The organism is Streptomyces sp. NPDC019224 (assembly GCF_040632605.1).
Classification (GTDB): domain Bacteria; phylum Actinomycetota; class Actinomycetes; order Streptomycetales; family Streptomycetaceae; genus Streptomyces.
In genome coordinates, this window is sequence record NZ_JBEYCF010000026.1 from 51,915 (window position 1) to 76,932 (window position 25,018).

General features: G+C 72.0%; 21 protein-coding genes, 1 tRNA gene and 1 pseudogene. 8 read left to right on the top strand and 15 right to left on the bottom strand.

All coding sequences use genetic code 11. The features are described 5' to 3' along the window. Positions 1-112: 112 nt before the first annotated feature. Positions 113-457, top strand: a pseudogene (locus tag ABZ564_RS18475) (transposase); the annotation flags it as partial. Between the two features lie 14 nt (positions 458-471). Here ABZ564_RS18475 and ABZ564_RS18480 read toward each other — a convergent pair. The 4 genes from ABZ564_RS18480 to ABZ564_RS18495 all read right to left on the bottom strand — a co-directional run bounded on the left by ABZ564_RS18480 (position 472) and on the right by ABZ564_RS18495 (position 3,007). Next, complete coding sequence (locus ABZ564_RS18480) at positions 472-891, bottom strand: hypothetical protein (protein ID WP_360857090.1); 420 nt, start codon at positions 889-891, stop codon at positions 472-474. A gap of 112 nt (positions 892-1,003) precedes the next feature. Further along, positions 1,004-1,076 (bottom strand) — tRNA-His (locus ABZ564_RS18485). 115 nt (positions 1,077-1,191) lie between these two features. Beyond that, positions 1,192-1,794 carry an oligoribonuclease gene (gene orn / locus ABZ564_RS18490; RefSeq protein ID WP_360857093.1) on the bottom strand — a complete coding sequence of 201 codons (603 nt, stop codon included), beginning with the start codon at positions 1,792-1,794 and terminating at the stop codon, positions 1,192-1,194. A gap of 10 nt (positions 1,795-1,804) precedes the next feature. Beyond that, positions 1,805-3,007, bottom strand: coding sequence for a helix-turn-helix domain-containing protein (locus ABZ564_RS18495; protein ID WP_360857096.1), 1,203 nt, complete (start codon positions 3,005-3,007; stop codon positions 1,805-1,807). A gap of 902 nt (positions 3,008-3,909) precedes the next feature. Between ABZ564_RS18495 and ABZ564_RS18500 the strand changes: the two genes are divergently transcribed. After that, complete coding sequence (locus ABZ564_RS18500; RefSeq protein WP_360857098.1) at positions 3,910-4,431, top strand: universal stress protein; 522 nt, start codon at positions 3,910-3,912, stop codon at positions 4,429-4,431. 131 nt (positions 4,432-4,562) lie between these two features. Here the strand turns inward: ABZ564_RS18500 and glmS are convergent, their stop codons facing one another. Then, complete coding sequence (gene glmS / locus ABZ564_RS18505) at positions 4,563-6,392, bottom strand: glutamine--fructose-6-phosphate transaminase (isomerizing) (RefSeq protein ID WP_360857101.1); 1,830 nt, start codon at positions 6,390-6,392, stop codon at positions 4,563-4,565. 57 nt (positions 6,393-6,449) lie between these two features. After that, complete coding sequence (locus ABZ564_RS18510) at positions 6,450-6,725, bottom strand: hypothetical protein (RefSeq protein WP_018105728.1); 276 nt, start codon at positions 6,723-6,725, stop codon at positions 6,450-6,452. A gap of 322 nt (positions 6,726-7,047) precedes the next feature. Here ABZ564_RS18510 and ABZ564_RS18515 point away from each other — a divergent pair, with 322 nt between their 5' ends. Continuing rightward, on the top strand, positions 7,048-8,709 hold the full coding sequence (locus ABZ564_RS18515; RefSeq protein WP_360857104.1) for a beta-N-acetylhexosaminidase: 1,662 nt from the start codon (positions 7,048-7,050) through the stop codon (positions 8,707-8,709). 51 nt (positions 8,710-8,760) lie between these two features. Here the strand turns inward: ABZ564_RS18515 and ABZ564_RS18520 are convergent, their stop codons facing one another. The 5 genes from ABZ564_RS18520 to ABZ564_RS18540 form a co-directional block, all read right to left on the bottom strand. Continuing rightward, positions 8,761-9,789 (bottom strand): ABC transporter substrate-binding protein, encoded by a 1,029-nt coding sequence (locus ABZ564_RS18520; RefSeq protein WP_360857107.1) that lies wholly within the window; start codon positions 9,787-9,789, stop codon positions 8,761-8,763. 124 nt (positions 9,790-9,913) lie between these two features. Then, a complete protein-coding gene (locus tag ABZ564_RS18525) occupies positions 9,914-11,080 on the bottom strand; it encodes an acyl-CoA dehydrogenase family protein (protein WP_147972408.1) in 1,167 nt (388 codons plus the stop codon). A 4-nt stretch (positions 11,081-11,084) separates the two neighbouring features. Continuing rightward, positions 11,085-12,044 (bottom strand): hydroxymethylglutaryl-CoA lyase, encoded by a 960-nt coding sequence (locus ABZ564_RS18530; protein ID WP_360857110.1) that lies wholly within the window; start codon positions 12,042-12,044, stop codon positions 11,085-11,087. Further along, positions 12,041-14,131, bottom strand: coding sequence for a biotin carboxylase N-terminal domain-containing protein (locus tag ABZ564_RS18535; protein ID WP_360857113.1), 2,091 nt, complete (start codon positions 14,129-14,131; stop codon positions 12,041-12,043). Before ABZ564_RS18535 ends, ABZ564_RS18530 begins: the two co-directional genes overlap by 4 nt. A 7-nt stretch (positions 14,132-14,138) precedes the next feature. Continuing rightward, positions 14,139-15,746 carry a carboxyl transferase domain-containing protein gene (locus ABZ564_RS18540; protein ID WP_360857116.1) on the bottom strand — a complete coding sequence of 536 codons (1,608 nt, stop codon included), beginning with the start codon at positions 15,744-15,746 and terminating at the stop codon, positions 14,139-14,141. 121 nt (positions 15,747-15,867) lie between these two features. On the opposite strand from ABZ564_RS18540, the gene ABZ564_RS18545 reads away from it, so the two are divergent. Both ABZ564_RS18545 and ABZ564_RS18550 read left to right on the top strand, forming a co-directional pair. After that, a complete protein-coding gene (locus tag ABZ564_RS18545; RefSeq protein WP_360857119.1) occupies positions 15,868-16,488 on the top strand; it encodes a TetR/AcrR family transcriptional regulator in 621 nt (206 codons plus the stop codon). A 122-nt stretch (positions 16,489-16,610) separates the two neighbouring features. Next, positions 16,611-17,390, top strand: a complete 780-nt coding sequence (locus tag ABZ564_RS18550; protein ID WP_360857121.1) for a phosphatase — start codon at positions 16,611-16,613, stop codon at positions 17,388-17,390. 6 nt (positions 17,391-17,396) lie between these two features. Here the strand turns inward: ABZ564_RS18550 and ABZ564_RS18555 are convergent, their stop codons facing one another. The 3 genes from ABZ564_RS18555 to ABZ564_RS18565 all read right to left on the bottom strand — a co-directional run bounded on the left by ABZ564_RS18555 (position 17,397) and on the right by ABZ564_RS18565 (position 20,532). After that, on the bottom strand, positions 17,397-18,377 hold the full coding sequence (locus ABZ564_RS18555) for a cation diffusion facilitator family transporter (RefSeq protein ID WP_360857124.1): 981 nt from the start codon (positions 18,375-18,377) through the stop codon (positions 17,397-17,399). A 67-nt stretch (positions 18,378-18,444) separates the two neighbouring features. Continuing rightward, positions 18,445-19,356 (bottom strand): acyl-CoA thioesterase II, encoded by a 912-nt coding sequence (locus tag ABZ564_RS18560; protein WP_360857126.1) that lies wholly within the window; start codon positions 19,354-19,356, stop codon positions 18,445-18,447. Positions 19,357-19,374: 18 nt separating this feature from the next. Beyond that, on the bottom strand, positions 19,375-20,532 hold the full coding sequence (locus ABZ564_RS18565; protein ID WP_360857129.1) for an acyl-CoA dehydrogenase family protein: 1,158 nt from the start codon (positions 20,530-20,532) through the stop codon (positions 19,375-19,377). Positions 20,533-20,804: 272 nt separating this feature from the next. Between ABZ564_RS18565 and speB the strand changes: the two genes are divergently transcribed. Then, positions 20,805-21,773, top strand: coding sequence for an agmatinase (gene speB / locus ABZ564_RS18570; protein ID WP_360857132.1), 969 nt, complete (start codon positions 20,805-20,807; stop codon positions 21,771-21,773). Further along, on the top strand, positions 21,770-23,455 hold the full coding sequence (locus tag ABZ564_RS18575; protein ID WP_360857135.1) for a thiamine pyrophosphate-binding protein: 1,686 nt from the start codon (positions 21,770-21,772) through the stop codon (positions 23,453-23,455). Before speB ends, ABZ564_RS18575 begins: the two co-directional genes overlap by 4 nt. A 39-nt stretch (positions 23,456-23,494) precedes the next feature. Here ABZ564_RS18575 and ABZ564_RS18580 read toward each other — a convergent pair whose 3' ends face one another. After that, positions 23,495-23,854, bottom strand: a complete 360-nt coding sequence (locus ABZ564_RS18580) for a hypothetical protein (protein WP_360857138.1) — start codon at positions 23,852-23,854, stop codon at positions 23,495-23,497. A gap of 162 nt (positions 23,855-24,016) precedes the next feature. On the opposite strand from ABZ564_RS18580, the gene ABZ564_RS18585 reads away from it, so the two are divergent. Beyond that, on the top strand, positions 24,017-24,976 hold the full coding sequence (locus ABZ564_RS18585) for a serine hydrolase (RefSeq protein WP_360857141.1): 960 nt from the start codon (positions 24,017-24,019) through the stop codon (positions 24,974-24,976). The last annotated feature ends 42 nt before the right edge of the window (positions 24,977-25,018 follow it).

The following is a 25,018-nucleotide window of genomic DNA, read 5'->3' on the forward strand; positions in this document are numbered from 1 at the left end:
CCGTGCCTGTACTGCCTTCCACCCCCGGAACCGGACCGACCCCGACATGACGACACGTCACGGGCCAACCTCGCGAAGCGCCTTCACGCAATGACCCTGGCCCGGCATACACCTCGACACCGTCGCGGACATGCTCGGCACACAGTTCCCCAAGGTCCAAGAGATGCTCCTGGGCGCGAAAGAGGACCTCACCGCGTTCGCGGACTTCCCCCACCAGCACTGGAAGAAGATCCAGTCGACCAACCCGCTCGAACGGCTGAACCGGGAGACCAAACGCCGATCCGACGTCGCCCAGGTCTTCCCCAATACCGCCGCCGTCAACCGGCTCGCCACCGCCGTCCTTGCCGAACTCCACGACGAATGGATCGCCTTCCCCCCCCGCCGCTACCTCTCCACCGAGAGCATGGGCAGCCTCTATCCGGACAGCCCGACAGTCCTACCCGGCACCACCCAGTGATCGCCTACACCACGTCACGGGACATGACCAACCCAGTCCTGGACGTCATCAGCGGTGATGTTCCCGATCGTGGCCGGCATCACCAGTCCCGATCGGCTGGGGTGCACCACGAGGGAGATGTGCCGGTCCACCTCGCGCCGGTAGTCGTCCCGGGTCCGCGGGTCGATGCCGGTGAGCCGGTCGACGTAGCGCCGGGCCCAGTCGGTCAGGGGCACGTCGTCGGGGTCCTGCTCGGGCTCGACGAAGCCCTGGCCGGGAATCCACCCGTAGGGCCACTGCTGCTTGTGGGCGTCGACGAGCTTCCTGAACGTGTCCGCCTGCTCGGGGTCCTCGAACCTCTCGGCTTCCCAGGTGCCGCCGCGCCCTCCCTGGAGCCAGCGGACCTGGAAACTCGCCGTACCGTCCTTGCGGACCCGCTCCCTGATCGTTGCCATGGCACAGACGGTAGGTCGAAAATCCGGCCGCGTTTGGCCGTGGTTTGGCCGGCCCAGGACACGAAGAAGCCCCTGATCTGCGTTTCCGCAGATCAGGGGCTTCCCCTTCAAGGGTGAGTAACGGGACTCGAACCCGCGACATCCTGGACCACAACCAGGTGCTCTACCATCTGAGCTATACCCACCACGCCCGGGCGTTTCCGACCGGCCGAGAAAAAGTGTACAGGGTCCGGGAGGGTGCTCGCGCACTCATTTCCCGGCGGTGGGTCACGGCCCCCGGAAGGGCCGTGACCAGTGCCTTCAGCCCCGGGGCCGGGAGGCCCGCGCGGCGGCCGCCCTCGCCTGCTCGGAGTCCGGGCCGGGCTGCGGCACGAAGACCGCCTCGCGGTAGTACCGCAGCTCCGTGATCGAGTCGCGGATGTCGGCGAGGGCCCGGTGGTTGCCGTTCTTCGCCGGGCTGTTGAAGTACGCCTTCGGGTACCAGCGGCGGGCCAGCTCCTTGACCGAGGAGACGTCCACGATCCGGTAGTGGAGGTAGCCCTCCAGGAGCGGCATGTCCCGGGACAGGAAGCCGCGGTCGGTCCCGACCGAGTTCCCGCACAGCGGCGCCTTGCCGGGCTCCTTCACGTGCTCGCGGACGTAGGCGAGGACCTGCTCCTCGGCGTCGGCCAGCGTCGTGCCGCCGGCCAGCTCGTCGAGGAGGCCCGAGGCGGTGTGCATCTGCCGCACCACCTCGGGCATGGTCTCCAGCGCCGCGTCCGGCGGGCGGATCACGATGTCCACCCCTTCGCCGAGCACGTTCAACTCCGAGTCGGTGACCAGCGCGGCCACCTCGATGAGTGCGTCTTCCGTCAACGAGAGCCCGGTCATCTCGCAGTCGATCCACACCATGCGGTCGTTCATGCGCCCCACCCTACGGGGCGCTCCGCTGCCCCGGCAGGGCCGGGCGGCCCGCGGCGAACACGTCGGCGGCCGCCTTCCCCCGGTCCGGACGGCCCCCGTCCAGCACCGCGGGCGCGACGGCGGTCCGGCGGCTCCCGGAGGCGCTCTGGGCGGGCACCGCCATCTCCGACACCGGGACCGGCTCCGGCACCCCGCCCTGCGGGCGGCGGGCCCGGTAGGCGGCCCGGTACGCGGCGGGGGAGGAGCCGAGCTGGCGGCGGAAGTGACCGCGCAGCGCGACCGGCGAGCGGAAGCCGCAGCGGCCCGCGACCTCGTCGACCGAGTAGTCCGACGTCTCCAGCAGCCGCTGCGCCTGCAGCACCCGCTGGGTGATCAGCCACTGGAGCGGTGCGCTGCCGGTGAGCGAGCGGAACCGCCGGTCGAAGGTCCGCCGGCTCATGTAGGCGCGCGCGGCCAGCGTCTCCACGTCGAACTGCTCGTGCAGATGCTCCAGCGCCCAGGCGACGACCTCGGCGAGCGGGTCGGAGCCGATCTCCTCCGGTAAAGACCTGTCCAGGTAGCGCTCCTGGCCGCCACTGCGCCGGGGCGGTACGACGAGCCGGCGGGCCAGTGCCCCGGCGGCCTCCGTGCCGTGGTCCGAGCGGACTATGTGCAGGCACAGGTCGATGCCGGCCGCCGTCCCGGCGGAGGTCAGCACGTCCCCGTCGTCGACGAACAGCTCGCGCGGGTCGACGTGCACCGACGGATAGCGCTTGGCCAGCGTCGGCGCGTACATCCAGTGCGTGGTGGCGGGGCGGCCGTCCAGCAGCCCGGCGGCGGCGAGCACGAAGGCCCCCGTGCACAGCCCGACGATGCGGGCGCCCTCCTCGTGGGCGCGGCGCAGCGCCTCCAGGGCCTCGGCGGGCGGCGGCGAGGTGATCGAGCGCCAGGCGGGCACCACGACGGTGCCGGCCCTGCTGATCGCCTCCAGCCCGTAGGGCGCGGTCAGTTCGAGTCCGCCGGTGGTGCGCAGAGGTCCTTCTTCACCGCTGCACACGAGCAACCGGTAGCGCGGGACTCCCGCGTCCTGGCGGTCGATTCCGAACACCGAGAGCGGGATGGAGCTCTCGAAGATGGGGCCACCGCTGAACAGCAGTACGGCGACGACTTCCCGGCGTCGCCGTCCGCCCAGCTTCCGTACAGCCTCCGTTGCGGTGGCGGAGTCCTGGCTCATGACGCTAAGCCCCCCTCGGTGTTCGCGTCTTCCTGGTCCTTACGGGCCTGTCGCACCTGCACTTGTCCCCTCGGTCGTGCACGAGTCCCCGGCCTTCGACGCCCAAGATCGAATCTACTGCGTCCCGTGGTGCCGTCGTGACAAGTTCACCAACCGGCTCATTGTCGACAAGGCAACCTGGCGGGAAGCGTTCGATCACGAAGCGTTTCACTCGCGGGTCGTGCAGGGAGGCGCGTCCGGCGTCCATGGCCCGTCCCCCTTGGGGGGAAGCGGACCGGCCGGTCTCTTCCTGCCTGGTGGCAAGGGGGTTGACCGGCCATTTCGGCAAGGGATCAACCAGCTCCTGAAGTTGGCTGAAAATGTACGGTCGCGTGTACGGAAATCAGTCGTTCTACCGGCGCACAACCCGAGCGCCCCTCCGCCCCTGCGCGCCCCCTCACAGGGAAGTGCGGCCGCGGCGCCCGGGCCGGCGCCGCCGGGGGAGCGCCGGCCGTGACGGGCAGCCGAATACCGCCCACCGGGCCGCACCGAGGACAGGTTGTGCGACGGGTTCCGGACGGACCCGCGCGCGGTGGCCGACTCCCCCGGAAGGGTGGGTTCCGGTACGTCGGGGCGACGCCCCTGCGGCCCGGAGGAACCGTTCCTGCCGGGCACTGGAAGGGGGTCCGGACAGCCGCCCGGACGTCTGTGTACCAGGCAACCGGCATTGCCATACGGGGCTGCTCTCGGGCATGCTCCGGAAAACGTCGCATGCGCCGTGCGCGGGGCGGGCAATGGAGGAGTGGCGCCGTACCCTTGGGGGTAAGGGGTTGGGAAGATGATTCCCGGACACCACGACACAGCCCGCTGACGCACCTTCCCACGTCGCTCTCCTCACGAGGACTCTCTCCGCCGAGACACCGATGGCCGGTCACGAAATCCCCGAACCCGCGGACCGCAAGCAGGTTGCCGACGCCATGTCGGACCCCTTGACGGCCGAACAAGCGCGCCGCCCGTGCGATCCCGCCTTCCGGCATGGGGTCGTCGTCGGCTTCGACGGCTCGACCTCCAGCGAGCGAGCCCTCGCCTATGCGATCGGCATGTCCCGCAGGACGGGCTCCGGTCTGATCATCGTCCACGTCGCCAACCGGCTGCCGACCACGGTCTGGGCGGGCTGCGAGCCTCCCGTCTTCGTCGACGTCCCGGACCACCGCACCGAGGTGCTCGGCCTGGAGCTCGCCTGCGCGGACTACCTCGCCGAGGTGCCCTGGGTGCTCGTGGAGCGCGGCGGGGACATCTGCCACGAGCTGGAGGAGGTCGGCCGGGAGTATTCGGCCGACGCCATCGTGGTGGGCTCCACGCACGGCCTGGTGGGCAAGATCTTCGGCTCGGTGGCCGGCCGCCTGGCCCGCCGAGCCCAGCGCCCGGTGGTCGTCATCCCGTAACGCCGCGACTGCGGACCGTGGCCCCGGGCGGTGCGTTCGCGCCACCCGGCGGAGCACGTGGGTGTACGGAAACGGCCCCCGGTCACCCCTGGTGACCGCGGGGCCGCTTCCGCGCGACGGGCGTGCCGTGCCTACTCGACGGTGACGGACTTCGCCAGGTTGCGCGGCTTGTCTATGTCACGGCCCATGGCCAGCGCCGTGTGGTAGGCGAAGAGCTGGAGCGGGATGCCCATGAGGATCGGGTCCAGCTCGTTCTCGTTCTTCGGTACGACGATGGTGTGGTCGGCCTTCTCCTGGACCTGGTGGGCCACGGCGAGGATACGGCCGCTGCGGGCCTTGATCTCCTCCATCGCGGCGCGGTTCTTCTCCAGCAGGTCGTCGTCCGGCACGATCGCCACGGTCGGCATCGCGGGCTCGATCAGCGCGAGCGGGCCGTGCTTCAGCTCGGAGGCGGGGTAGGCCTCGGCGTGGATGTACGAGACCTCCTTGAGCTTCAGGGACGCCTCGCGGGCCACGGGGTAGCCGCGCACCCGGCCGATGAACATCATCGACTTCGCGTCCGCGTACTCGGCGGCCAGCCTCTTGATCTCGTCCTCGCCCGCCAGGATCTCGCTGATCTGGGCGGGCAGCTTGCGCAGGCCCTCGATGATCCGCTTGCCGTCGGCGACCGACAGGTCCCGGATGCGGCCCAGGTGCAGGGCGAGCAGCGCGAACGCGACCACGGTGTTGGTGAAGCACTTGGTGGAGACCACGCACACCTCGGGTCCGGCGTGCACGTACGTGCCGCCGTCGGCCTCGCGGGCGATCGCCGAGCCGACCACATTGACCACCCCGAGCACCCGGGCGCCCTTGCGCTTCAGCTCCTGGACGGCGGCCAGCACGTCGTACGTCTCGCCGGACTGCGAGACCGCGACGTACAGCGTGTCGGGGTCCACGACCGGGTTGCGGTAGCGGAACTCGGAGGCGGGCTCGGCGTCCGCGGGGATGCGGGCCAGCTCCTCGATCAGCTGGGCGCCGATCTGGCCCGCGTGGTACGAGGTGCCGCAGCCCAGGATCTTGATCCGGCGGACCCCGCGCGCCTCACGGGCGTCCAGGTTGAGGCCGCCCAGGTGCACCGTGGAGAACCGGTCGTCGATCCGGCCGCGCAGCACCCGGTCGACGGCGTCCGCCTGCTCGGAGATCTCCTTGTGCATGTACGTGTCGTGGCCGCCCATGTCGTACGACTCGGCCTCCCACTCCACGGTGGTCGGCGTGGCCGTCGTGGTCGAGCCCTCCGTGGTGTACGTACGGAAGTCGTCGGCCTTCAGCGTGGCCATCTCGCCGTCGTCGAGGGTGACGACCTGGCGGGTGTGGGCGACCAGGGCGGCGACGTCCGAGGCGACGAACATCTCCTTCTCGCCGATGCCGAGGACGACCGGGGAGCCGTTGCGGGCCACCACGATGCGGTCGTTGAAGTCGGCGTGCAGGACGGCGATGCCGTAGGTGCCCTCGACGGAGCGCAGGGCCTCGCGGACCTTCTCCTCCAGGGTCCCGGCCTCCGAGCGGGCGATCAGATGGACCAGCACCTCGGTGTCGGTCTCGGAGAGGAAGACGACGCCCTCGGCGGTCAGCCGGGTGCGCAGTTCGGAGGCGTTGTCGATGATCCCGTTGTGGACGACGGCGACCTTGCCCTCGGCGTCCAGGTGCGGGTGGGCGTTCTCGTCGCTCGGGGCGCCGTGGGTGGCCCAGCGGGTGTGGGCGATGCCGGTCGTGCCGGCGAAGCGCTTGGGGACCCGGGACTCCAGCTCGCGGACCCGGCCCTTGGCCTTGACCGACTTCAGCGTGGCGGGCTTCCCGGCCGCGGGCTTCCCGGTGATCACGATGCCGGCGGAGTCGTAACCCCGGTACTCCAGCCGCTGCAGGCCCTCCAGCAGCAGCGGGGCCACGTCACGCTTTCCGATGTAACCGACGATTCCGCACATAGAGCTTCCGCCCTCCATCGACGAACAAGTTAAGGGGTACCCGGCCGTGAGGAGGCCTCAGCCGTAGACGATGCGGCGCAGCTGACGGAGCGAGAGCTCCGGCGGTGCGACCGCCCGGTGCGGCAGTTCGGCCGCGATCCGTTCGAAGATCTCCGTGTTCACCAGGCCGCCGGCCTGCAGTTCGCGGTGGCGGCGGCGGACGAAGACCTCGGTCGTCTCGTCGAAGTACGCCAGCACGTCGAGGATCACCCGGGCGGCTTCACCACGGGGCAGCGTGGTGCTGCGCACCACGTGGTCAATGAGGTCGTCGTACGACGAGAGGCGTTCGAGCACCCGTCGATAGTGCGGCGGAAGGGGCTCGAGCGCAACAATCCTGCCCGATATCGGGCAGGAAGTGGGGTCGGAGGCCCTCTTTTTTCTGGCTTGGGTGGATTTCGCGGGCTTCGCGCGCGGCCGCGAAGAGGGGGTGTCGCCGCAGTGGTCGGAGCCGAAGGGATGAATTACCGCATGAGTCGCAAAACGCTCTCAGGGTGCCGGGGTGTCCAACGTCGGTAAGTGGTCTACACCTTGACCATCCGTAAGGTAAGCGGTACGCATGGCGACGGAGAAAGGTCAGGAGACCAGCAGAGTGACCCCGTAGAAAGGGACCCGGCTTGTGAGACCCCACACGGTCCGGCGCAGTGCTCTTCCCCGTGCTCTACCCCGACTCCTCGGCTCGCTGCTCCTCGTCGCGGCGGCCGGTGTCTCCAGCGCGTGTGCCGCCCCCGAGGCGGCCGCCGCAGGGGCCACCGCGGTGGCCTGGGCGCCCAGACCGCTCGGTCAGGTGGTGCCCGCCCCCGCCTCGGTCAGACCCGGTGGCGAGCCGTACCTGCTCAACGGCTCCACCCGGATCCGGGCCGTCGGCGTCTTTGGCGAGGCCCGGAAGGTCGGCGAGTACCTGGCGGGCGTGCTCCGCCCCTCCACCGGGTTCGCCCTGCCCGTCACCACCGAGGACGGCGCCGACGGCATCCGGCTCCGGCTCGACCCGCGCGCCGGCGAGCTGGGCGCGGAGGGCTACACCCTCACCTCCGGGCGCGGCTCCGTCACCATCACCGCCCGCCAGCCCGCAGGGCTCTTCCACGGCGTCCAGACGCTGCGTCAGCTGCTGCCGGCCCGGGTGGAGCGCGACACCCGCCAGAAGGGCCCGTGGCGGGTCTCCGGCGGCTCCATCACCGACACCCCGCGGTACGCCTACCGGGGCGCGATGCTCGACGTGGCGCGGCACTTCTTCTCGGTCGACGAGGTGAAGCGCTACATCGACCAGGTCGCCCAGTACAAGATCAACACCTTCCACATCCACCTCTCCGACGACCAGGGCTGGCGCATCGCCGTCGACTCCTGGCCGAGGCTGGCGACGTACGGCGGCTCCACCGAGGTCGGCGGCGGGCCCGGCGGGTACTACACGAAGGCGCAGTACCAGGAGATCGTGCGGTACGCGGCCTCCCGCTACCTGGAGGTGGTGCCGGAGATCGACATGCCCAGCCACACCAACGCCGCCCTCGCCTCCTACGCCGAGCTGAACTGCGACGGCGTCGCGCCCCCGCTCTACACCGGCATCAAGGTCGGTTTCAGCTCCCTGTGCGCCGGCAAGGACGTCACGTACGACTTCATCGACGACGTCGTCCGCGAGGTGGCGGCGCTCACGCCCGGCCGGTACTTCCACATCGGCGGCGACGAGGCGCACTCCACCAGTCACGAGGACTACGCGGCGATCATGAACCGGGCCCAGGCGGTCGTCGGGAAGTACGGCAAGACCGTCATGGGCTGGCACCAGCTGACCGGTGCCGACCCGGTGAAGGGCGCCGTGGCCCAGTACTGGGGCTACGACAGGACCAGCGCCGCCAACCGGCAGCAGGTGGTGGACGCGGCGAAGAACGGCACGAGGCTGGTGCTGTCGCCGGCGGACCGCGTGTACCTCGACATGAAGTACAACGACCAGACCGAACTGGGCCTGAAGTGGGCCGGTCTGGTCGAGGTCCGGCGCAGTTACGACTGGGACCCGGCGACGTACCTCACCGGCGCCCCGGAGAGCTCGGTGCTCGGCGTCGAGGCGCCGATCTGGGCCGAGACGCTGACCGACAGCGACGACATCGACGCGATGGCGTTCCCGCGGCTGCCCGGCGCCGCGGAGCTGGCCTGGTCACCGGCGTCGACGCACGACTGGGACACGTACAAGGTGCGGCTGGCGGGGCTCGGGGAGCGGTTCACCGCCCAGGGCATCGACTACTACCGCTCGCCCCAGGTCCCGTGGCCGGCGTCGGAGACCGGCGGGAGCTGACACGCGCCGTCCGGCGGCCGGGCTTCCGGCCGCCGGACGGCGGCGGTCGGGTCAGGCGACCTTCCTGGCGTTCTCGATGGCCTTCGCCAGGTCCTCCAGGATCGGCGCGCACTTGTCGTAGCTGTAGATCGGCTCGGTGGTGCGCGGGACGACCTGGCCCGCCTCGACCGCCGGCAGCTGCTCCCAGGTCGGCTTGGAGGCCAGCGCCGCGGGCTGGAGGGCCGAGGAGCGGTTGTCCATCATGATCACGTCGGCGCCGTACTTGTCGACGTTCTCCCAGCTCAGCTCCTCGAAGAAGCCGGCCGAGTTCACCTTCGGCTCGACGAACCTCACGCCCAGCTCCTGGAAGTACAGGGTGTCGGCGGACATCTTGGCGAGCGAGACGTAGAACAGGTCCTGGCTGGCCGAGCCGATCATGACCTTGATGTCCGGCTTCGACTTCGCGGCGGCGCGCAGCCGGGCCGCGGCCTTCTCGAAGCGGGCCTTCGCGGCGGTCACCTTCGCGGACTTCACGTCGGCGCCGAGCGAGGCCGCCAGGTCCTCGTGGCGCTGGATGGCCTTCGGGATGGTGGTCTCGGCGGCCCACAGGGCGACGCTCGGGGCGAGCTTCAGGATCTTGTCCTTGGACGCGTCCGGCACGTACCAGAGGGCGTCCTTCTCCCACATGGCGGTGACCAGCAGCTCCGGGCCGAGCGCCGCGTACTTCTCGACGTTGAACTCGCCCCAGACGTTCCCCAGGACCTCGACCTTGCCGATGTCCAGGTCGCCGGCCTGCACGTCCGGCTTGCCGTCCTTGGTCTTCGTCGGCCCGAAGACCGCCTTGACCTCGATGCCGTAGTCGTGGAGGGCGGCGGCGACACCGGTGAAGGCGACGATGTTCTTCGGGACGGACCCGGCCTCGGCGACCTGGCCCCGGTCGTCCTGGAACTTCCACGGCCCGGCGTCGGCGCTCTTGGAGCCGGAGCCGGCGGAGTCCTTCGCGTCGCCGCCGCAGGCCGCGAGCACGGCGCCGAGACCAACGGCGCCGCCCATGGCCAGCAGGCCGCGGCGGGTGGGGCGGGAGGCTCGGGTTGTGCTCATGACGGAGTCCGCTTTCGTACGAGCCGGAGGGCCGGCCGGTGACACGTTCGAAGGAAGGTTAGCCTAACCTCAAGCGCTGTCCGCCGGGGGAGGGCCCCGGCCCGTACGAGCGGGGTGGCGCAGGTCAGGCCTGCAGGCCCAGCTCCCGGGCGATCAGCATCCGCTGCACCTCGCTGGTGCCCTCGCCGATCTCCAGGATCTTGGAGTCGCGCCACATCCGGGCCACCGGGTACTCGTTCATGAAGCCGTAGCCGCCGTGGATCTGGGTCGCCTCGCGGGCGTTGTCCACGGCCACGGTCGAGGAGTACAGCTTGGCGATCGCCGCCTCCTTCTTGAACGGCTCGTCCGCCAGCAGCCGGGACGCCGCGTCCCGCCAGCCGATCCGGGCCATGTGCGCCCGCATCTCCATGTCCGCGATCTTGAACTGGATGGCCTGGTTGGCGCCGATCGGCTTCCCGAAGGCGTGCCGCTCGGCGGCGTACTTCACCGACTCGTCCACACAGCCCTGCGCCAGGCCCGTCGAGAGCGCCGCGATGGCGATCCGGCCCTCGTCCAGGATGCGCAGGAACTGCGCGTAGCCCCGACCCTCCTCGCCGAGCAGGTTCTCCAGCGGGACGCGCACGTCGGCGAAGGACAGCTCGCGGGTGTCCGAGGCGTTCCAGCCGACCTTGGAGTAGGGGGCGGCCACCGTGAAGCCGGGGGTGCCGGACGGGACGATGATCGAGGAGATCAGCGGGGCGCCGTTCTCCTTGCGGCCGGTCACCGCCGTGACCGTCACCAACTCCGTGATGTCCGTACCCGAGTTGGTGATGAAGCACTTGGAGCCGTTGATCACCCACTCGCCCGTCGCCTCGTCGCGCACGGCGGTCGTCCGGGTGCCGCCCGCGTCCGAACCGCCGTCCGGCTCGGTCAGGCCGAACGCGCCCAGCGCCTCGCCCGAGCACAGCTTCGGCAGCCACCGCCGCTTCTGCTCCTCGGTGCCGAACCGGTACACCGGCATCGCACCCAGTGAGACACCCGCCTCCAGCGTGATCGCGACCGAGGAGTCGACCCGGGCCAGCTCCTCCAGGGCGATGCCGAGCGCGAGGTAGTCGCCGCCCATCCCGCCGTACTCCTCCGGGAACGGCAGCCCGAACAGGCCCATCCGCCCCATCTCGCGCACGATCTCGTACGGGAACTCGTGCCGCTCGTAGAAGTCGCCGATCTTCGGGGCGACGACGTCGTGCGCGAACTCCTCGACGGTACGGCGGAGTTCCTCGTGCTCGGCGGTCAGCCGGTGGTCCAGGGACATGGATTCACTGCTCCTTGTGGGACAGGGCGCGGACGGTGCGGGAAGGGCTGGGTCGGCCCAGGTGTCCGGCGAGCCACACGCTGGTGGCGGTGAGCTCGTCGAGGTCGACCCCGGTTTCGATACCGAGGCCGTCGAGCATCCACACGAGATCCTCGGTGGCGAGGTTTCCGGTCGCGCTCTTCGCGTACGGGCAGCCGCCGAGGCCGCCGGCCGAGGCGTCCACCGTGGAGACGCCGTGCCGCAGCGCGGCGAGGGTGTTGGACAGGGCCTGCCCGTACGTGTCGTGGAAGTGGACCCCGATCGCGTCGGTGTCCACCCCGGCCTCGTTGAGCCCGGTCAGCAGCGCAGTCACGTGGCCGGGGGTGGCGACGCCGATGGTGTCGCCGAGCGACAGCTCGTCGCAGCCGAGGTCCATCAGCGCCTTCGCGACCCGGACGACCCGCGGGACGGGCACGGCCCCCTCCCAGGGGTCGCCGAAGCACATCGACAGATAGCCGCGCACATGCACCCCCTCCGCCCTGGCCCGGGCCACCACCGGCGCGAACATGGCCAGCGACTCGTCGACCGTGCGGTTGAGGTTGCGGGCGGCGAACTCCTCCGTCGCGGAGCCGAACACCGCGATCCGGCGGGCCCCGAGTGCCAGGGCCCGGTCGAGCCCGCGCTCGTTCGGCACGAGGACCGGCAGCGCCACGTCACCCACGTCCGCGATGTCGCCGAGCATCGGGAACAGCTGCTCGGCGTCGGCGAGCTGGGGCACCCACTTGGGGTGCACGAAGCTCGTCGCCTCGATCGTGGTCAGGCCGGCGACCGCGAGCCGGCGGATGAACTCCGCCTTCACCTCGGTCGCCACGACCCCCTTCTCGTTCTGCAACCCGTCGCGGGCGCCGACCTCGTGGATGCGGACCCGGGCGGGCAGACCCTCGGCGGGCACGGTCATGGGCAGGGGGCGGGCGGCGGTGGTCATGCGTCCTCCCCGGCGGCGGGCACGACCACGGCCAGCACCTGGTCCATGGCCACCGTGGCCCCCGCGGTCACGTCGAGTTCGGTGACGGTGCCGGCGTGCGGCGCGGAGATGACGTGCTCCATCTTCATCGCCTCCACCACCAGCAGGCTCTGGCCGGCGGCGACCTCGTCCCCGACCGCCACCTTCACCACGGTCACCGTCCCGGGCATGGGCGCGGCCAGCGTGTCGGCGCCGGAGCGGGCGGCGCCGGTCAGCGACGCCTCGACCGGGTCGTGGTCCCGCACGTGCCAGCTGTCGCCGTCCCGGCCGAGCCAGTGCCCCTCCGGGGAGGCCGCGTACGCGAACACATGGGTGACCCCGGCGAGTTCGAGCGCGATGCGGCCCTCGCCGGCCGAGAGCGTCCTGGCCTTCTCCGCCGTACCGGGCAGCGGCCCGAGCGGTCCGCAGGCACCCGATTCCGGGGGCGGCGGACTCGCGCCCTCGCCGACATGGCCGAACGTCAGCTCCGTGTCCCCGCCGCCGCACGGGCGCAGGCCCACCTGGACCGGGTCGTGGCCGGGGATGTGGAAGTCGAGCACCGTCCGGGCCGGGGTGCCGCCGAGCCGCCAGCCGTTCCCGGCCGAGAACGGGTCGGCCCAGGCCCCGGCGGCGGGGCGGGCCGCGGCGGACGCCGTGTGCTGCCGGAGCAGCGCGGCGGCCGCGTACACCTCCTCCGGCACGCCGTCCGGGACCAGCGCGTCCACCTCGCGCTCCACCAGGCCGGTGTCCAGCTCGCCCGCCACCACCGCCGGGTGGGCCAGCAGCCGGCGCAGGAAGCCCGCGTTGGTCGGGACGCCGAGGACCACGGTGTCCGCGAGGGCCACCCGCAGCCGGCGCAGGGCGGTCGCCCGGTCGGGTCCGTACGCGATGACCTTGGACAGCATCGGGTCGTACAGGCTCCCGACCTCGCCGCCCTCGCCGAGCCCCGAGTCGGTGCGCACCCCGCCGCCCTGCGGCTCGTGCAGCGCCAGCACGGTGCCGCCCGACGGCAGGAAGCCGCGCCCCGGGTCCTCGGCGCAGACCCGGGCCTCCACGGCGTGCCCGGTGAGCGTGATGTCGTCCTGCCCGTACGGCAGCGGCTCACCGGCGGCGACGCGCAGCTGCCACTCCACCAGGTCGAGTCCGGTGATCAGCTCGGTCACCGGGTGCTCGACCTGGAGGCGGGTGTTCATCTCCATGAAGTAGTACGAGGACGGGTCCTTGCCCGGGACGATGAACTCCACCGTGCCCGCGCCGACGTATCCGCAGGAGCGGGCCGCCTGGACGGCCGCCTCGCCCATCGACGCCCGGGTGGCCTCGTCGAGCAGGACGGACGGGGCCTCCTCGATGATCTTCTGGTGGCGGCGCTGGAGCGAGCACTCGCGCTCGCCCAGGTGCACCACGTTGCCGTGGGCGTCGGCCAGCACCTGGATCTCGATGTGGCGCGGCCGGTCGATCCACCGCTCCACCAGCAGCGTGTCGTCGCCGAAGGAGGCGCGGGCCTCGCGCCGGGCCGCCGCGATCTCGTCCGCGAGCAGCGCCGCCTCCCGCACCAGCCGCATGCCCTTGCCGCCGCCGCCCGCCGAGGGCTTCAGCAGCACCGGCATGCCGATCCCGGCCGCCGCATCCGCCAGCGCCTCGTCGCTCAGCCCGCTCCCGGAGGAGCCGGGGACCACCGGGACGCCCGCCGCCGCGACCGTCTCCTTGGCCCGGATCTTGTCGCCCATCAGCGAGATCGCGGTGGCGGGCGGCCCGATGAAGACGAGCCCCGCCTCCGCGCACGCCCGGGCGAACGCGGCGTTCTCCGCGAGGAAGCCGTAGCCGGGGTGGACGGCCTGCGCGCCGGTGCGGCGGGCGGCCTCCAGGAGCCGGTCCGCGCTCAGGTAGCTCTCCGAGGCGGGCGCCGGGCCGATCCGTACCGCCGTGTCGGCCTCCCGTACGTGCCGGGCGTCGGCGTCCGCGTCGCTGAAGACGGCGACCGAGCGCACGCCCAGCTCGCGCAGGGTCCGGATGACCCGGACCGCGATCTCGCCGCGGTTGGCGACGAGGACCGTGTCGAACATCGTCATCTCCTCCTCACATCCGGAAGACGCCGAAGCCGGCGTCGCCCAAGGGCGCGTTGGCGCACGCGGTCAGGGCGAGCCCCAGCACCTGCCGGGTCTCCAGCGGGTCGATCACCCCGTCGTCCCAGAGCCGGGCCGTGGCGTAGTACGCGTTGCCCTGGGTCTCGTACTGCTCGCGGATCGGCGCCTTGAAGGTCTCCTCGTCCTCGGCGCTCCAGTCGTCGCCCAGCTGGTCGCGCTTGACCGTGGCGAGGACGGAGGCGGCCTGCTCGCCGCCCATGACGGAGATCTTCGCGTTGGGCCACATCCACAGGAAGCGGGGGCTGTAGGCCCGGCCGCACATGGAGTAGTTGCCCGCGCCGTAGGAGCCGCCGACCACCACGGTCAGCTTCGGCACCCGGGCGCAGGCGACGGCGGTGACCATCTTCGCGCCGTGCTTGGCGATGCCGCCGGCCTCGTAGTCCCGGCCGACCATGAAGCCCGAGATGTTCTGCAGGAAGACCAGCGGGATGCCGCGCTGGTCGCACAGCTCGATGAAGTGCGCGCCCTTCTGGGCGGACTCGGAGAACAGGATGCCGTTGTTGGCGACGATCCCGACCGGGTGGCCGTGGAGGTGCGCGAAGCCGGTGATCAGCGTCGTGCCGTACTCCGCCTTGAACTCGGCGAACCGCGAGCCGTCCACCACCCGGGCGATCACCTCGCGCACGTCGTACGGGGTCCGCGAGTCGACCGGCACCGCCCCGTACAGACCGGCCGGGTCCACCTTCGGCTCCTCGACCGGCCGCACGGACCACGGCAGCGGGCCCCGGTCCGGCAGGGTGGCCACGATGTTCCGCACGATCCGCAGCGCGTGCGCGTCGTCCTCGGCGAGATGGTCGGTGACGCCCGACGTACGGGAGTGCACCTCGCCGCCGCCCAGCTCCTCGGCCGTGACCACCTCGCCGGTGGCGGCCTTCACCAGCGGCGGGCCGCCCAGGAAGATCGTGCCCTGGTTCCGGACGATGACGGCCTCGTCGCTCATCGCCGGGACGTACGCCCCGCCCGCCGTGCACGAGCCCAGCACCGCCGCGATCTGCGGGACGCCCGCCCCGGACATCCGGGCCTGGTTGTAGAAGATCCGCCCGAAGTGGTCCCGGTCGGGGAAGACCTCGTCCTGCATCGGCAGGAAGGCACCGCCCGAGTCCACCAGGTACAGGCAGGGGAGACGGTTCTCCAGCGCCACCTCCTGGGCCCGCAGGTGCTTCTTCACGGTCATCGGGTAGTACGTGCCGCCCTTGACGGTCGCGTCGTTGGCGACGATCACGCACTCGCGCCCGCTGACCCGGCCGATCCCGGCGATCACCCCGGCGGCCGGCGCGGCGCCCCCGTAAAGGCCCTCGGCCGCCAGCGGGGCCAGCTCCAGGAAGGGCGAGCCGGGGTCGAGCAGGGTGTCCACCCGCTCCCGGGGCAGCAGCTTGCCGCGCGCCACATGCCGGGCGCGGGCCTTCTCACCCCCGCCGAGCCTGGCCGTGGCGAGCCGCTTGCGCAGCTCGTCGGCGAGCGCGTGATGCGCCGCCTCGTTGGCCTGCCAGGCCTCCGAGGCGGGATCGGCCGCGCTCGCCAGCACCGGTGCCTGCTGCATCCTGTCGAGCCCCCTTGCCCGTACCGCGGTGTGTGGATCAGCGTCAACGCGACGGTGTTAATGGGCGTTAACGTGTCCACAGGTTAACGACCGCTAACCCGCCTGTCTAGAATGGATGCTCATGAGCACCCATGCCGCCGCCCGCGTCGCGGCCCCCACCCGCCGCGAGCAGATCCTCCGGGAGGCCGCCCGCCTCTTCGCCGAGCGCGGCTTCCACGGTGTCGGCGTCGACGAGATAGGGGCCGCCGTCGGCATCAGCGGTCCCGGCCTCTACCGGCACTTCCCCGGCAAGGACGCGATGCTCGCCGAACTCCTCGTCGGCATCAGCGAGCGGCTGCTGGCCGGCGGGGAGCTCCGGGTGTCCGAGGACGCCGCCTCCGGCGACGGATCGCCCGAGGCCCTGCTGGACGCGCTCATCGAGGGCCACATCGACTTCGCCCTCGACGACCGCCCCCTGATCACCCTGCACGACCGCGAGCTGGACCGCCTGCGGGAGACCGACCGCAAGCGGGTGCGCCGGCTCCAGCGGCAGTACGTCGAGGTGTGGGTCGCCGTCGTCCGCGACCTCTACCCGGACCTGCCCGAGCACGAGGCCCGGGCCGCCGTCCACGCCGTCTTCGGCCTGCTCAACTCCACCCCGCACCTCGGCCGTCCCGGCGCCCAGCCCGGCCGCGCCGAGACGGCGGCGCTGCTGCACCGGCTGGCCCGGGGCGCCTTCGCGGCGGCGGGGAGCGCCCTCTAGCGCCGCGGCAGCCACGATTCGCCCCGTCGGGACGCCCCGCACGCACTCCCGCCGCACCGGCGGGGAGATCCCGGTTCCGCCACCACCGGCACGCCGCGCGGGCGCCACGGCACAATGACCCCATGCCGATACCCAGCCGCGCCGCCCTCGTCGAACACCTCGTCCGCACGCGCATCGCGGGGGACGTCGCCACCCCGCGCGACAACAACCTGGCCCACTACCGCAGCCTGGCCAACGGGGACCGGCACTACTGGCTGGGCCTGGAGCTGGGCGACCGGTGGCGCGACGAGCAGGACGTGCTGGCCGTGATGGCCGAGCGGTGCGGGGTCAGCGACGATCCGGAGCACCGGTTCGGACAGGACACCATCGACCCCGAGCTGACCGTCGACGCCCTGGACCGGGCCGCGGCCCGGCTGCGGAAGGCCGCCGAGGGCTCCGAGCGGGTCCTCTTCGCCACCGGCCACCCCGGCGGCCTGCTCGACGTGCACCGGCAGACGGCGCAGGCGCTGCGGGCGGCCGGCTGCGAGATCGTCCGGATCCCGGGCGGGCTGATGGCGGACGAGGGCATGGTCTTCCAGTTCGCGGACGTCGCCGTCCAGGAGCGCGGCGCGACGCTCTGGCACACCCACTCCCCGGCCCCGATGGCCGCGATCCTCGACGGCCTGGAGCGGGAGGGCCGCCCGCTGCCCGAGCTGGTCGTCGCCGACCACGGCTGGGCCGGATGCGCGGCGCAGCGCGGCCTGGACACCATCGGCTACGCGGACTGCAACGACCCGGCGATGTTCCTCGGCGAGGCCGAGGGCACCGTCCAGGTGGCCGTGCCGCTCGACGACCACGTCCTGGACCCGCGCTTCTACGACCCGATGACCGACTACCTGCTGGACGCGGCGGGGCTGCTCTGAAGGGCCTCAGGAGCCTTCTTCCCGGTCCTCCCCGGCCTGGTGGGCCCGGCGGCGCGCCTCCCGCCCCGAGGTGGGGTCCAGGTACACCCGTTTGACGGACGCGTACCGCTCCCGCAGCCGCCGCTCCGCCTCCTCGCAGGCCGCCTCGACCTGTTCGGCGCTGACGGTGTCCCGGAAGTCGACCTTCGCGGCCACCAGGATCTCGTCCGGCCCCTGGATGAGCGTGGTCAGCTCCAGTACGGAGATGAGGTGATCGACGCCGAGCAGCTCCTCCCGGATGCCGTCCCGCATCGGCGCCGGCACCGGGCGGCCGATCAGCAGCTGGACGTTGGACCGGCCGAGCACCCACGCCACGTACACCAGGAGCACCCCGATCAGCAGCGAGGCGATGCCGTCCCACACCCCGGACCCGGTCAGCTGGCCGCCGAGCAGCCCGCCCGCCGCGAGCAGCAGCCCCAGCAGGGCCGCCGAGTCCTCCATCACGACGGCCTTGACCGCCGTGTCCGGGGTGCGCCGGAAGTAGTGCCGGGCGGGCGTGCCGAGCCGGACCGCCTCCTCGCGGACCTGCTTCAGCCCGGTCCGCAGCGAGAAGCTCTCCAGCAGGAACGCCACCAGGAGCACGAGGTACGAGAGCAGCGGGTCGCCCAGCTCCTCGCCCGCCAGCAGGGTGTGCACCCCGTCGTAGACCGAGAAGACGGCGCCGCCGACGAAGGTCGCGACCGAGGCCAGCAGCGCCCAGATGTACCGCTCGGGGCCGTACCCCAGCGGGTGCTCCTCGTCGGCCGGCTTCTCGCTGCGCTTGAGCGCGGTGAGCAGCAGCACCTCGGTGACGGTGTCGGCGACGGAGTGGGCCGCCTCGGAGAGCATCGCGCTCGATCCGCTGACCAGCCCGGCGACCGCCTTCGCCACGGCGATGCCGAGATTGGCGAGCGCCGCGACGAGGACGGTGAACGTGGACTCCCCGCCACTGCTTTTCGCGTCAGTCATGCCGGTGAGTATCTCCGCGACCGGCGCGCTCATGTCCGACGCGCGGCCGGGGGCCGGGGCAGACCCCTCAGCGGGGGACCCGGACGACGCCCTCCTGGATGACGGTGATCGCCAGGCGCCCGTCCCGCGTGTATATGCGGGCCTGGCCGAGGCCGCGCCCGCCGGACGCGGACGGCGACTCCTGGTCGTACAGCAGCCACTCGTCGGCCCGGAACGGCCGGTGGAACCACATCGCGTGGTCCAGGCTCGCGCCCACCACGTCACCGACCGCCCAGCCGCCGCGCCCGTGGGCGAGCAGCACGGAGTCGAGCAGGGTCATGTCGGAGACGTACGTGGCCATGCAGGCGTGCAGCAGCGGGTCGTCGGCCAGCTTGCCGTGGGTACGGAACCACACCTGCGACCTGGGCTCGCGCGGCTCGCCGACCGTGCCGAACGGCGGCGCGTCCACGTACCGCAGATCGACCGCGGCCCGCGCCTCGATCAGCCGGTCGACCATGCCCGGGTCGCTGAACCGGCCGGCATGGCGGGCCAGCATCTCGGCGGTGGTGGGCAGCGTCTCGGGATCGGGCGCGGGCGGCATGGCCGCCTGGTGCTCGAGACCGTCCTCGTACGTCTGGAAGGACGCCGAGAGGTGGAAGATCGGCTGCCCGTGCTGGACGGCGACCACCCGCCGGGTGGTGAAGGAGCGCCCGTCGCGGATGCGGTCCACGGTGTAGACGATCGGCGCGCCCGGGTCGCCCGCCCGCAGGAAGTACGCGTGCAGCGAGTGGGCGAGCGGGGCCTCCCCCGCTCGAGCGGAGCCGAGAGCTCGGGGAACGCCGGCGGGGACGGTGCGGCCCGCGGCGACGAGCGCCTGGGCCGCGACCTGTCCGCCGAAGACCCGGGGCACGACCGCGGAGCGGCTGGTGCCCCGGAAGACGTCCTGCTCGATCCGCTCCAGGTCGAGCAGATCGAGCAGGGAATCGAGTGCGGTGCTCATGGAGGGGACGTGATCGCCCTACAGGCCCATGGACTTGGCGATGATCGACTTCATGACCTCGCTGGTGCCGCCGTAGATGCGGTTGACGCGGTTGTCCGCGTAGAGGCGGGCGATCGGGTACTCGTTCATGAAGCCGTAGCCGCCGTGCAGCTGGAGGCAGCGGTCGATCACGCGGTGCGCGACCTCGGTGCAGAACAGCTTCGCGGAGGCGGCCTCGGCGGCGGTCAGCTCACCGGCGTCCAGCGCCTCCAGCGCGCGGTCGGCGACGGCCTGCGCAGCGTCGACCTCGGCCTGGCAGGCGGCCAGCTCGAACTTGGTGTTCTGGAACGAGGCGACGGTCTTGCCGAAGACGGTGCGCTCCTGGACGTACTCCTTGGCGAACCGCACGGCGGCGGCGGCCTGGGCGTACGCGCCGAAGGCGATGCCCCAGCGCTCGGAGGCCAGGTTGGTGCCGAGGTAGCCGAAGCCCTTGTTCTCCTCGCCGAGCAGGTCCTCGGCCGGCACCTTCACGTCGACGAACGCCAGCTCGGCGGTGTCGGAGACGCGCAGCCCCAGCTTGTCGAGCTTGCGGCCGATGGAGTAGCCCTCGGACGTGGTGTCCACGGCGAACAGCGAGATGCCGAAGCGGCGGTCGTCCTCGCGCGGGGCGGAGGTGCGGGCGCAGACGATCACCCGGTCGGCGTGCACACCGCCGGTGATGAACGTCTTGGCGCCGTTGAGGACGTAGTGCGTGCCGTCCTCGGAGAGCTTGGCGGTGGTCTTCATGCCCGCCACGTCCGACCCGGTGCCGGGCTCGGTCATCGCGAGGGCCCACATCTCCTCGCCGGTGACGAACTTCGGCAGCCAGCGCTTCTTCTGCTCCTCGGTGGCGAGCATCTTGATGTACGGCAGACCGAGCAGCGTGTGCACACCGGACCCGCCGAAGGAGACGCCCGCCCGGGCGGTCTCCTCGTAGATGACGGCCTCGTACTTGTGCGAGTCGATGCCCGCGCCGTCGTACTCCTCGTCGACGTTGATCCCGAAGACGCCCAGCTCGCCGAGCTGCTTGTAGAAGTCGCGCGGCGCCTGCCCGGCGGCGAACCACTCGTCGTACACGGGCACGACCTCGGCCGCGATGAAGGCGCGGATGGTCTCCCGGAACGCCTCGTGGTCCTCGTTGAATACCGTACGGCGCACGGGTGCCTCCCTGGTCGGCAACGTCTGCTGCGGCTGCTGCGTCTTCAGTGACATGGCTAAGCGCTTGCTCAGCCCTGGTTAGAAGTTACCCGGCGGTCATGGGGCTGTCCAGGGTGATGCGGAGCACGTGAGGGCGGGCGGACCGGGGCGGCGCCGGGCACGGGCGATTCATCCGTTCCGGTGGGTGAGTGGACGAAACGTACACTTCAGTCCGGCCGCGCGGCCGCCTACGGTCGCTTCGGCACTGCACCCGTAGGAAGGGCACACCCACCATGAGCAGCAACGACGCGCCGCGCGGCCCCGTCGACTCCTCCCGCGTCCCGCGGTACGCCGGACCCGCGACGTTCGCCCGGCTGCCCCGCCTCGACGAGGTCGGCACGGCGGACGTCGCCGTCGTCGGGGTGCCGTTCGACTCGGGTGTCTCCTACCGGCCCGGCGCCCGCTTCGGCGGCAACGCGATCCGCGAGGCCTCGCGGCTGCTGCGCCCCTACAACCCGGCGCAGGACGCCTCGCCCTTCGCCCTCGCCCAGGTCGCCGACGCGGGGGACATCGCGGTCAACCCGTTCGACATCGAGGAGGCCGTGGAGACCGTCGAGGCGGCCGCCGACGCGCTGCTGGACACCGGCGCCCGCCTGATGACCCTCGGCGGCGACCACACCATCGCGCTGCCGCTGCTGCGGTCCGTCGCCAAGAAGCACGGCCCGGTCGCGCTGCTCCACTTCGACGCCCACCTCGACACCTGGGACACCTACTTCGGCGCCGCCTACACGCACGGCACGCCGTTCCGCCGGGCCGTCGAGGAGGGCATCCTCGACACCTCGGCGCTCTCCCACGTCGGCACCCGCGGCCCGCTCTACGGCAAGCAGGACCTCACCGACGACGCCAGGATGGGCTTCGGGATCGTCACCTCCGCCGACGTCATGCGGCGCGGCGTCGACGAGATCACCGACCAGCTGCGCGGGCGCATCGGCGACCGCCCGCTGTACATCTCCGTCGACATCGACGTGCTGGACCCGGCGCACGCCCCCGGCACCGGCACCCCCGAGGCCGGCGGCCTCACCTCCCGCGAGCTCCTGGAGATCGTGCGCGGCCTGTCCTCCTGTCACCTGGTCTCCGCGGACCTGGTCGAGGTCGCCCCCGCGTACGATCACGCGGAGATCACCTCCGTCGCCGCCTCGCACACCGCGTACGAGCTGACGACGATCATGACCCGGCAGATCGCGGAGGCACGGCAGCCTTGAGTCACGACCACCACGACGAGCGGCCCGCGCTCACCCCGGCGCAGACCGAGGCCGCCCTGAACCCCCCGCCCGGGCGCACCGGCGGCGACCTCGTCGTCGAGACCCTGCGGGGCCTCGGCGCGACCACCGTCTTCGGGCTGCCCGGACAGCACGCGCTGGCCCTGTTCGACGCGCTGCGCCGCTCGTCGCTGGAGTACGTGGGGCTGCGCGTCGAGAACAACGCGGGCTTCGCCGCCGACGCCTACGGGCGGATCACCGGCGAGGTCGCCCCGCTGTTCCTGTCGACCGGGCCCGGCGCCCTGACCTCGCTCGCCGCCCTCCAGGAGGCGGCGGCCGCCTCCGCGCCGGTGCTCGCGGTCTCCAGCCAGATCCCGGTCCGGGGCCTGGGCGGCGGGCGCCACGGACATCTGCACGAACTGCGCGACCAGCAGGCGTCGTTCCGGGACGTCGTGAAGTCCGTCCACACCGTGCGCGCCGCCTCGCAGATCCCGTCCGCGATCGCCGCCGCCTGGGAGTCCGCGCTGACGGCCCCGCACGGCCCCGTCTGGGTCGAGATCCCGCAGGACGTCCTGGAGGCGGTGACCACGCTGCCCGTCGTCTCCGGCCTGGACGCCACCCCGCGCGAACTCCACGCCCGCCCCGAACTGACCGCCGTGGCCGCGCACCTGCTGTCGCACGCCGAACGCCCGGCGGTCATCGCGGGCGGCGGGGTCGTACGGTCCGACGCCTCCGGCAAGCTGCGCGCGCTGGCCGAGAAGCTGGACGCCCCGGTCGTCACCACCTACGGCGGCAAGGGCGCCTTCCCCTGGGAGCACCCGCTCTCGCTCCGGTCGTGGGTCGAGGACCGGCACGTCACCGACTTCCTGGAGGACGCCGACGTCCTGCTCGTCGTCGGCTCCGGACTGGGCGAACTCTCCTCGAACTACTACACGTTCGCCCCGCGCGGCCGGGTCGTCCAGATCGAGGCGGACGCCGGCAAGCTGGAGGCCAACCTCCCGGCGCTCGGCATCCACGCGGACGCCCGCGACGCGCTCGCCGACCTCGTCGACGCGGTCGCCCCGCGCGAGGACCCGGCCGCCGCGGACCGCGTCGCCGGCGTGCTCGGCCGCGTACGGGACCGGATCGCCGGCCAGGGGCGCGACCTGGAGCAGAACCTCCTCGCCGCGATCCGGACCGCCCTGCCCGACGCCTCGCCCAGCTTCTGGGACATGACGATCCTCGGCTACTGGGCCTGGGCCGCGTTCGACGCCCGCCGCCCGAACACCATGCACTCCGCGCAGGGCGCCGGCGGTCTCGGCTACGCGTTCCCGGCGGCGCTCGGCGCGGCGGTGGCCGACCCGACCCGGCCGGTCCTCGCGGTCTCCGGCGACGGCGGCGCGATGTACTCGGTCGCGGAACTGGCCACCGCCCGCCAGTACAGCCTGCCGGTCACCTGGCTGATCGTCGACGACGGCGGCTACGGCATCCTGCGCGAGTACCTGACCGGTGCCTTCGGCGAGACCACCGGGACGGAACTGGCCCGCCCCGACTTCACCGCCCTCGCCGAGTCCTTCGGCGTGCCGGCCGTCCGTACGAGCCCCGAGACGCTCGCCGCGGATCTGGCCGAGGCGTTCGGACGGCCCGGGCCCTCGGTCGTCGTCCTCCCGGCCCTGCTGAAGATGTTCGAGCCGACGCATCTGTAGAGGGTCCGGGGCCGTGGTGGGCCCCGGACCTGGACCGGCTCATTTCGCGGCGGCCTCCAGCGCCTTCTCCTGCGCGCACAACCCCTGGTAGAAGTCGTCGCGCTCCACACGCCCGAGGCCGACCGGCAGCTCCTTGGACCGGGGCAGCAGATCGGGTATCGACCGGAAGAGGGCCGCCGCCTCCGGACCCTTGCGCGCCTGCTGGGCGCGCATGAGGTGGGCGACCACCCGCTCCAGAGGGCCCTTCAACTCGGTTCGCGGGTTCGCCGCCGCCTTCGACCGGGTTTCCTTGTCGTCCAGCGACACCTTCCCGTTCGGTGCGCCGATCCGTTCGAGCGCCGCCAGCGCCGCGTACAACTGTCCGCAGCGATAGGCGTCCGTGGGCTGACCGTCGGCCATGTTCCCTCCCTGTTCCACCGGCGGATCCTCATCACTACCCGTCCCCGAGCGGCGGCGAACCTCACATCCCTGGTGCGTACAACCTTCCGCCCGCCCGCGAGTCATCTCCTGCGGGCGTGCCGGGGGGCCGCCCGCAGGAAACCACTCAGGGGGGAACCCACCATGACCACGTCCCGTACCACCGGGCGCGCCCGCGCCGCGCTCTGCGCCGCCGTCGCCACCGGCGTCCTCGCGCCCGTCGCCCTCGCCGCCGCGCCCGCGTCCGCCGCGACCGCGCAGGTGAGCTGCACCTCCGGCCGGGCCGGGCTCGCCGCGCAGCTGACCAAGGACATCACCGCCGCGCTCAAGGGCCGCAGGTCCACCGCCGCCGTCGCGCTCTACGACCGGACCACCAGGACCACCTGCACGCTGCGCGCCACGACCGCGTACGACTCGGCGAGCGTCGTGAAGGCGACCGTGCTGGCCACGCTCCTGTGGGACAACGCCAAGCACAACCGCCACCTCACCCAGCGCGAGACCGACCTCAGCACCAAGATGATCACCAAGTCCGACAACGACGCGACCACCAGCCTGTGGAAGCAGCTCGGCGTGACCAAGGTCAACGCCTTCCTCAAGGCGGCCGGGATGACCCACACCGTCCCCGGCTCCGGCGGCTACTGGGGCCTGACCCGGATCACCGCCCAGGACGAGCAGCGGCTGCTGACCCTGCTCACCTCGAAGAACTCCGTGCTCACCGACAGTGCCCGCTCCTACGAGCTGGGGCTGATGAGGAAGGTCGTCCCCTCGCAGCGCTGGGGCACCCCGGCCGGTGCCCTCACCGGGACCACCGTCCAGGTCAAGAACGGCTGGCTGCAGCGCGCCACCCACGGCTGGCGGGTGCACAGCATCGGCGCCTTCACGGGCAACGGCCACGACTACGCGCTGACCGTCCTCACCCAGGACAACGCGACGATGAACGACGGCGTCAACGCCATCCAGGCCGTCGCCCGCGCCGTCCACAAGGACCTCAACCCGCGCATCATGCATCCCAGGGTCTTCACCGTCCCCGCCGCCCCGCAGGAAGCCGTCCCGCCGGTCCCGGAAGCCCCCGCCGGCCGGATGCTCACCGCCAAGCCGCGCTAGCCGGACCCAGGTCCGGGGTCCCGTATTTGTAAACGCGGGATG